Origin of the sequence: Pseudundibacterium arcticum (genome assembly GCF_042646465.1) — a bacterium.
Lineage (GTDB): Bacteria > Pseudomonadota > Gammaproteobacteria > Burkholderiales > Burkholderiaceae_D > Undibacterium_A > Undibacterium_A arcticum.
This window is the reverse complement of the sequence record NZ_JBHRTP010000005.1, coordinates 44384-53182: the sequence shown is the minus strand read 5'-3', so window position 1 is coordinate 53182 and position 8799 is coordinate 44384. Positions and strand designations below refer to the sequence as shown.

Sequence of the window (8799 nt, the reverse complement as noted above, 5' to 3'; positions counted from 1 at the left end):
GATACTGAATATCACCTCGGTTCACGAGGTGATCGCATGGTCAGGCTATAGCGCCTACACGGCGAGCAAGGCTGCGCTGTCGATGCTCACCAAGAACCCTTGCCCAGGAAGTGGCCCCGCATGGCGTGCGTGTGCTGGCAAAAGGTCTGGGCGCCATCAAAACCGCGATCCTCGTTTTCACGGGTACATTCAGCAAGCACATTGTAGATTTGAAATTGTCCTGGAAAGAGCGCGCGCACAGACAAATGACGGGCAGAATGTTGTGACCGCTGAGCGGGTGTCGATAGTCGGAGATGCGAAGCCCATGGGTACGTCGCCGGAGTTGATTACGCGGCATCTTCAATCCTTCGGATGCCAAATAATATCTTGCGCTCGGCAATTTCGTTCTATCGGCTTGTACCGGAACGAGCCCGTTATGTCGCAGGAGTCGGTCTGATGGGGCGGCTTGAAAAAGGGGCTATTCCGGACGTCAATCGTCGGACTAACGACATCACAACCTCATCCTGCCCGGTGAAAAAGTGGACAAGGAAGCGCGCCAGGATGCTAATTTCATTCGTTTCAGGATAATTGTTGAATCCCTGCCAAGACCCATCCACCTTGTCCAGACATCGGTTTGGACAGATTCCAGACTTCGGTGAATGGTTCAGCCGGTGCATTCTCGGCCTCCTTGATCATGCCGGAGAACTTCACGGTGGCCAGATAATCGCTGCCCAGGGTTTCGACCCCCATCAATTCGGCATTCAAAGTCACCGCATCGGTATTGTTCGGAGATGTGCCACGCTCCTGGATTTGCATCTTCAACTCGGCAAACATTTCCGGCGTCGCGAATTCACGGATATCGTTGATGTCCGCCTTATCCCATGCCGCTTGCAGGCGGATAAAGTAGATCTTTGCATTGCGCAGGAACGCGGGCACATCGAAATCGGCTGGCACGCCAAATGGCGCGACGTTGCTCGCGGCAGCGACCGGTACCGACTGCAACGCGACTGGTTGCGCACCGGTCGTTTCGATGCGGGAACCGATTTCCGGAGTGGAAACAGAAGGATACCCCGCTGCATAGGCAGAGGCATTATTGCCATCGCTCTTGCGGCGGAACATGCGGATGATGAACATCACCGCAATCGCCAACAGCGCGATCATCAGGATGCTACCGAATGCGCCGCCAAGGCCAAAATGCGACATCAGTGCGCCCAGCCCGAGTCCAAGCAAGGCGCCGCCCAAAATGCCGCGCCATGGACTGGCCGGTTTCGGCGGCGTTTGGGGTGCGGCAGCGGGAGGCGCAGCAGGTTTTGCCGGACTCGCGCCCTGGCTCGGCGCTTGGGCCGGAGGACGGTTCAGGCTTTGAGATTGCTTGCCAAACGAACCGCCGCCGCCCAGGCGCTTCGCTTCGGCGGTGATCGACAATGCACTGGCCATCACCAGCAATGCGATAAAGAATTTTTTCATGCGGAACTCCTAGAGTTTGATTCCGGTATGCGAGGGATAGTCGTAGCTTCGGTGCAATTTGGTGCGCTTCCCCAGTGCTAATATCACATGAGCCACCTACCCAGTTAATTTAGAGTACAACGGTAGCATTCAACATGCAGAACAGAAAGCAGGAAATTATTAGCACAGCAGTCATCATAGCGCCAGAAGACGCAACGAAGGGCGACTGGAGATGCGACTTCTGGCGCGTCCGAATCCGGAGGTTGTGGCCCTCATGCACCGCCGCAAGTTCTGTGCGGCTGAGAAGTATCGCATTCTCAACCTGGCCGACAATTGCACCAGCCCCGGCGATATCGGAGCGCCGTTGCGGCGCGAGGGAATTTCCTCTCCGCATTTGGCCCGTTGGCGCAGGCACCGCAAAAACATCCGAACTGGCCATGGTGGCCGAGCAAAAGCGCGGCGGTATCCGGCCAAAAGGGCAGGGCAGACCTACGGCGTTGAATACGGACCCCAAGATTTCTTCACTCGTTGGCAGGGTTGCGGCCTGCTCAGTTGGTCAATGAGTAACAATTTGTAATGCCCGTCATCAACTTTGCGTGGCAGTACGTTTTTGGGGCAATGGCAGACGCCAGAAACCGCCAACGACGAGGGAGAGACGCATGACCACATTTACAAAGGCTGTCGCAGTGACTGTTATCACGATGATTTTTGGCAGCGCAGCTATAAGCGCGTTCGCTGCCGATACACACTGGCAAAAGAAACACCCACGCCGCGAGCAGGTCAACAATCGCCTTCAAAATCAGAACCGGCGCATTCACAATGAAGTAAAAGAAGGGGAGCTGATACGCGGTCAAGCGCAGGCATTGCATAAGAAGGATCGTCAGATTCGCCAGGAAGAGCATGCCATGGCCTCACGAAACGGCGGCCATATCACCAAGCAAGAACAAAAAACACTGAAACAACAGGAAAATGCGGTCAGCAAACAAATTGGTAAATAATTCTTGTCTTCAATCCGATTGAGACAGCGCACGTGTAAAACAGGGGGCCACCTGCCATAGCGGGTGTTCTCCCATGCTCAATTGAATAACAATTAACAGGGATCAACAATGAAACGTATGCTGAACGTGCTCTTTTTAGCTGCCGCCGCGATGGCGATAGTCGGTTGCACGACCGTCGTAAGAGAGCGGACCGTGGTCCGCGAGCAGCCGCAAAAAGTCGTCGTCAAACAGATGCCGGCTCCCATTCAGGAAGTGATCAGCGCGCAGCCCGCTCCAGGTTATGCTTGGGTACCTGGACACTGGGTGTGGCGCAATACTGGCTGGTTATGGCAAGCGGGTCATTGGTATCAGGGCGCAGTGCGTCCGATGCCTACCGTCATTGTCGAGCAAATCACCGTTGCGCCAAGTCCTGCGCATTTCTGGATTCCTGGCCACTGGCAGTGGGAGGGCGGGGACTGGGTCTGGCGCAAAGGGCACTGGGCAGCTTAAGGTTTGGCAATCGCGATTGCACGATATTGTCCGCCAGTGACTTTCTAGCGCGAACAATGGAATGCAACCGCGATCACTAACCGAAATTTCGCAAAAAAATGATCGACGGTGGCTCACACTTGCACAATTCGACTTCCGCCGCTCAGCTAGTGGTCTGCCGTTTCCTGCCTATCCGCGAAACTATGTGGCTTTGGACGACGTCCGCGCGGCCGGCAACCAGGCGGCGGAACGCCACCGTTCGGAGCTGGCCACGCGCCAGGAACCACTCGGAGATCTAAGGCAGAAAACAGGCATGTTGGAGGGTACGGCGTGCGCCTTATGAACTGTACCTCGCAGCCCTTCATGATTATAAAAATAGGGGGTATCAGTTAAAACAGGCAGGTTCTCTCAGGTATTGCTTGCTGTTTTAAAAATACACTGGGAAGTATGTGTGGGAACATGCGGCGTTACGAATTGCGACTCAGGGCCACGGATTGCACCTTACGGCCTTGAAAGAGGGGCGTCCACTCCATTAGAACCCTAAGCATTGGCTCCTCTAGGGATTGGGCCGTTCGTTGCCACTTCACAATAGCCTGAACGACTTAGCAGGTTTTGCCGCCGTCAACCGAATATCTCCCGCGGCGTTTTTAAGCTATGTCGCTACCAATACAGATTGTGAAACCCGACCAGTTGAAGGATTGAAAATGAAAAAGCTACTTGGCATTGCTGCACTCATCCTGGCATTTACGCCGCTCGCACAAGCGCAGAACAGCGGTGCGGGACTACCCTGGTCATCCAGACGCCCGTAACGATCGACAGATGGAATCCTACGACCATGGAACCGTCATGCATCACGATTATGACCGTGCGAAGCATGTGCGTCATGCAAAGCATCTTCATCATTATGTGAAGCACCATCACGATGTCGTACACACAAAGTAGTCTGCCGCAAATGCACCGGCCTAAAATGCTGTCGTAATATACCAGTCGATGCGGTCAAGTAAGCCGTGAGGGTCGTTTGATCGGCGTAGATGTCACGTCGGCTAAAAATGACGCCAAATAACTAAAATCTTGAAAGGAAAGGCCATGAAATTATTCTTGCGATCGCTTGCCCTGAGTGCTGGATTTCTGTTGTCCGCCCATGGCTTCGCTCAAACTTATACTGCAACGCCCCCGACAAAGCCTGCAGCGTCGGTACCGGCGCCCGCAGCAACCACTGGAGCGATGACGGCAAAGCCTGCGGCACCTGCAACGACTGACGCGATGACTGCCCCGGCGAAGAAGGCAACAAACTCCACGAGCAAAATGCCAGCGACAGCAGCGTCAGGCGGCGGTGACGGCAAGGTATGGGTGAATACCGCTTCCAAGACATATCACTGCCCTGGAACCAAGTACTACGGCAAAACCAAGGCCGGTGAGTATATGACCGAAGCCGACGCCAAGGCCAAAGGCAATCATCCGGATCACAAGAAGGTCTGTTCGTAAGTCTAGTGTTATACGTGTTGCGGTCAATAGACCGGTGACCGAGATGCCGAAACTGGACGGCCCAATGCTACCAATTCCAATTCTGGCAACAGTTCACAAGCGTGATGCTTGGGTCATCGAAATCTCGGCACATGGGTGAAAATTGGATCGGCGCCAACATTCGTCCTCAAGTTTGAATCGTGCGTGCGACCAGCAACCATAATCTGGATTGACAGATCAGTTGCGACAGTGAGTCAACTGAAAGTTCTCGACCCCTTCATACGAATTCATCATTCGAGCCAAACAATCATGAGCCCGCAAGAAACCCAATCGCTACAGGATTTTCTGAATCAACTAACCCAGGTGCGAGGCATTGCGAAAGATCCGCAAGCCGATGCACTGATTGCAAGCGCCATTGCGCAACAACCGGACGCAGCCTACCTCCTGGTACAACGTGCACTGCTGATGGAGCAAGCGCTCAATATCGCAAAAACACAAATTGCTGCGCTGCAGAACCAGATACAGGCATCGCAGTCGGTGCCAGCACGCAGCTTCCTCGATCCCAATGCATGGGGTAGCACTCCGGTTGCCGCATCTCGGCCAGCAGCAGTCCCGATGATGCCGAGTGCTCCCGCTCCAATGCAGACACCCGTTATGCAAAGCGCGGCTCCAGCAGCATCTCCCGGGTTCTTCGGAGGTGGCGTTGGGAGCATGCTCGGCACCGTCGCAGCGACCGCTGCTGGCGTGGCTGGCGGTGCGTTCCTATTCCAAGGGATCGAACACCTGATGCATCCCAGCGGTGGCACCGGATTGATGAATCAACCAGGCATGGCGCCGTTAGCGGCACCTGTGGAGAACACCACGGTCAATAATTATTACGGAGCCGATACGGCAACGGATGACAGCACAAGCGTGGATGATGTTGCTACCGACGACTGGAGTGGAGATGATGGATCATCCGTGATTTGAGTAAGCGCTCAGCATGGATGCAATGATGGAGGCGCAAGTCCTCCCATAACCCGACCCGACCACAGAGAGCGTAGTGAAGTGCAACTACGAAATGGCTAGCGATCGCATGGAAGAAGCGGCTTCCGACCGCAATTGCAACGCCAATACGCTGGCGGCGTATGCTTTGTGAGAATTTGACCCATATCATAAAAAATGACATCGACCCGGGTATAAGAAGACTCAGAGGCGGTCGAGCACCTGAAATTTTCAAGATTGATTAATACCGCCTTAATTCTTAATAGCTTTGGAGAGATTTCATGACCAGTCGTCGCGAGTTTATTATTAAATTTGGCCTGGGGAGCGCTGCATTGGTAGCCAGTTACGGCACGGCCCAAGGTGCCATGGCCCAAGGCGCTATGGTCGCCGAGAACGATGCCCAAGCTATAGCGCTAGGCTATAAGGCGGATGCCAACAAGGCGGACAAGGCAAAATTTCCCAAGTATGCAGCTGGCCAGCAATGTAGCAATTGCGCACTGTACCAAGGAAAAGCCGGTGATGCGGCCGGTGGGTGCCCGCTGTTCGCTGGCAAGCAGGTATCGGCTAAAGGCTGGTGCAGTGCTTGGGCCAAGAAGGCCTGATACCAGACCTGCACGTAGCTAGATGCAATGATCGCATCGCATGTTCTCGGTACTGAATTGGTAACAGCTTGCCGGTCGATGCTGGTCAGCAGCGCCCCATAATCAGCGGGGCGGATCATGGCAAGAGACGGTGAGGTCAGGTAGAGCGCGCCAATGGCAGGAACAACAGTGGCAATACGTCATCTCCATGAATATCTCCACGGCTGGCGCGCCGCGCGGGACACGCGATCAGTTGCGCTGAGGCACGCAGATCGCACCAAACTGGAGGGAGAGTGGTAGCAGGCGTAGCGTAAAATGAGACCGGCGAATGTAGGTAAAATCAGAGCTCATCGAGGGTCGCAGAGAGATGTCATGACCTTAAAAAATATCTGGATTCTGATTAAAGCCGCCGCCTCATCTTGGGTCGACGACTATGCGCAAAGCATGGGAGCGGCACTGGCTTATTACACCATGTTCTCGATTGCACCGTTATTGCTGATTGTGATTTCGATTGCCGGACTAATCTTTGGTGTCGAGGCCGCGCGCGGCGAAATTGTCGGGCAATTGCAAGAACTGATGGGGCCGCAAGGCGCGCAGGCCGTGCAAGGTTTGCTCGAAAGCGTAAGCAAGCCGACCGAAAGCGTCACCGCCACGCTGGTCGGGGGAATTCTGCTGTTGATTGGTGCGACAACGGTATTTGGCGAATTGCAGGCTGCGCTGGATCGTATATGGCGTGCGCCAAAAAGAAACAAGGGGGGAATCGGGAGCTTGCTGCGTGCGCGCCTATTGTCTTTCGGCATGATCATGGGTATCGGTTTTTTGTTGATGGTATCGCTGGTGGTCAGTGCGGCGCTGGCCGCACTGGGGAAATTGTGGGGCCCACTGTTCGCAGGATGGGAAATCCTTGCGCACCTAATTAATTTTGTGGTCAGCTTCGCATTTATCACGATCTTGTTTGCAATGATCTACAAATTCATGCCGCGGGTGAAGGTGGACTGGGCGGACGTGTGGATCGGGGCCGCCGTGACCGCTCTGCTCTTTACGATCGGAAAATTCCTAATTGGGGTCTACATCGGCAAGAGCGGTATGACTTCGGGATTTGGTGCCGCGGGTTCGCTGGTCGCCGTGCTGGTGTGGGTGTACTACTCCGCCCAGATATTTCTGATGGGTGCGGAATTTACTTGGGCTTATGCGCTGACATTCGGATCGCGGAAGGAGCATCCTCTCCCTGCCGCTGCGCCCACCGTTCCTAGCCAGACGACAAAAAAGCAGGCTGACAAAAACATGATTGAGGCAAAGCAGGCGGCGATAGAGGAGAACCTCAGTAAAAAGAATGAAAGCGGCACGTCGGAAGCTAAAAACTAAAGTTCGTCGCACGGCTGTTCAGCCCTGTGCTGTAAGCTTAAATACAGCGGGCCTTGCCGAGCGGTTAGCGTTGCGCAGCGGTGAATAGCCGGCATTCGCCGGTAGCCAACTTGCGCCGACATCGTGACCGCGCCACTTCGATAAATCATCCATTCCAATTGCGACTGCATGTGCAGCACTATCTATCCTGGCACACAAAAAAGAATCGCACGCCAAATGACAAAAGATCTATGAACAAACCAAACCGGCCGCAATCTCTCCAGAACTGGCTAAAGCGTATGCCGACGCCGACTACCACGTGGCCGACCCGCGCGCGTACTTCACCATGCGTCCCGGCCAATACTCGCCGGAACTGATGTCGCTGTAAACTTAACTGCGGAAATATCTCAGCCAAAGAAACGAATTCGTGCGGCGCGAAGAGCGCTTCTCAATCCAGGTGACCTCAGGTGCACGGACTTCGTATACCGTTGCAATCATTGCTCTTTGTCAACCGCGCGGTCATGCCGCCATCTGCTTTTTTCCAAAGCAACCATCTTCCCGCTTACAATCTCCATTACCACTGCCCGATGGGCCGGTTCGGCACAACAGGTTTATAAGCCGCTGTTCGACCCCTGGACTGTTGAAATTGCGCTTGAGCGGCGGATAAATGCGGCAGGCTCATTCAAGGAAAAATTTCGATGAACGAAGAGAATGCGAAGTCAATAGCACTTAAAGAAACTGACTATTGTTACGTCCTCGCGTGTGCGTGGGAAGGCAAGGCAAACGACTCCATCTGCCTTGAGCGAATCTTTACCAAAGGTCGCTGCGAGGAAATTCGCTTGGCCTGGTGGAAAGATGGAAAGCAGACTGCGCGCCCCGCTGACATCGATGCTCCAAATTGGATTCCCCTGTTTGCAGAGGCCATAAAAGTCGGCGTATTTACCGAAGCCGAACAACTTGGCATGCTGAAAGCACTGCTGAAGTGACTAGCCATATTGTTTGGCGGACCGTCAAACGCTGGCTTTTATCGACCGCTGAACTCAAAATATTAGACGACTCCACTTTCGCGAAAAGGCTTGTTCATGGCTATCGGTTGGCTTGCGGTATTGCGGGGTGTTCCCTGGGCTGATGTCATCAGCAATGCGCCCATCGTCGCAGATGGGGCGAAGAAGCTGTGGAACGCTGTCGCAAAGAAATCTCCATCGCCGGAGCTACCAGCCGCAACTGCGCAGCCTACACTTTCATCCGAAGCTCAAGCTATCGCGATACTCCAAGCGCAACTCGCTGCGGTAGAGGCCGCTGCGTCTGACTTGCACAATCAGATGCTCGCGTCCTCCGAACTGATCAAGGCCCTCGCCGATCAGAACACTCAACTGATCAAGCGCGTCGAGGCCAATCGGAACCGCGTTCTATGGCTAGCAGGGGCTACCGTCGTTCTAGGTGCCGTCGCTGCGGCCAACTTGATCCTGACGCTCGTCCGCTAATGTCGCCTAAGGTGCGAATACATCGGGATCGTCCCCCCCACCTGCCTTTGA

At 54.4% G+C, this 8799-nt stretch carries 10 protein-coding genes; 9 read left to right on the top strand and 1 reads right to left on the bottom strand.

What is annotated here, in order from left to right:
- Positions 1-558 precede the first annotated feature (558 nt).
- The gene (locus ACFOFO_RS01915; RefSeq protein ID WP_390330687.1) at positions 559-1446 is read right to left on the bottom strand and encodes a Tim44 domain-containing protein; all 888 of its coding nucleotides are present in this window, start codon (positions 1444-1446) and stop codon (positions 559-561) included.
- A 211-nt stretch (positions 1447-1657) separates the two neighbouring features.
- Between ACFOFO_RS01915 and ACFOFO_RS01910 the strand changes: the two genes are divergently transcribed.
- From ACFOFO_RS01910 to ACFOFO_RS01870, 9 genes are all read left to right on the top strand, one after another.
- Positions 1658-2002 (top strand): hypothetical protein, encoded by a 345-nt coding sequence (locus ACFOFO_RS01910; protein ID WP_390329123.1) that lies wholly within the window; start codon positions 1658-1660, stop codon positions 2000-2002.
- Positions 2003-2084: 82 nt separating this feature from the next.
- Positions 2085-2423: a hypothetical protein gene (locus ACFOFO_RS01905; protein WP_390329121.1), complete on the top strand. Its 339-nt coding sequence runs from the start codon at positions 2085-2087 to the stop codon at positions 2421-2423.
- A gap of 108 nt (positions 2424-2531) precedes the next feature.
- On the top strand, positions 2532-2912 hold the full coding sequence (locus ACFOFO_RS01900; RefSeq protein WP_390330685.1) for a hypothetical protein: 381 nt from the start codon (positions 2532-2534) through the stop codon (positions 2910-2912).
- 1065 nt (positions 2913-3977) lie between these two features.
- A complete protein-coding gene (locus tag ACFOFO_RS01895) occupies positions 3978-4376 on the top strand; it encodes a signal protein (protein WP_390330683.1) in 399 nt (132 codons plus the stop codon).
- A 288-nt stretch (positions 4377-4664) separates the two neighbouring features.
- Entirely contained in the window at positions 4665-5324 is a 660-nt protein-coding gene (locus tag ACFOFO_RS01890; RefSeq protein WP_390330689.1) for a DUF2076 domain-containing protein, read from the top strand.
- Between the two features lie 296 nt (positions 5325-5620).
- Positions 5621-5941 (top strand): high-potential iron-sulfur protein, encoded by a 321-nt coding sequence (locus tag ACFOFO_RS01885; RefSeq protein ID WP_390329115.1) that lies wholly within the window; start codon positions 5621-5623, stop codon positions 5939-5941.
- A 351-nt stretch (positions 5942-6292) separates the two neighbouring features.
- On the top strand, positions 6293-7285 hold the full coding sequence (locus ACFOFO_RS01880) for a YihY/virulence factor BrkB family protein (RefSeq protein ID WP_390330681.1): 993 nt from the start codon (positions 6293-6295) through the stop codon (positions 7283-7285).
- Between the two features lie 677 nt (positions 7286-7962).
- Positions 7963-8250, top strand: coding sequence for a hypothetical protein (locus tag ACFOFO_RS01875; RefSeq protein ID WP_390329114.1), 288 nt, complete (start codon positions 7963-7965; stop codon positions 8248-8250).
- A gap of 96 nt (positions 8251-8346) precedes the next feature.
- Positions 8347-8748, top strand: a complete 402-nt coding sequence (locus ACFOFO_RS01870; protein WP_390329113.1) for a hypothetical protein — start codon at positions 8347-8349, stop codon at positions 8746-8748.
- Positions 8749-8799: the final 51 nt, after the last annotated feature.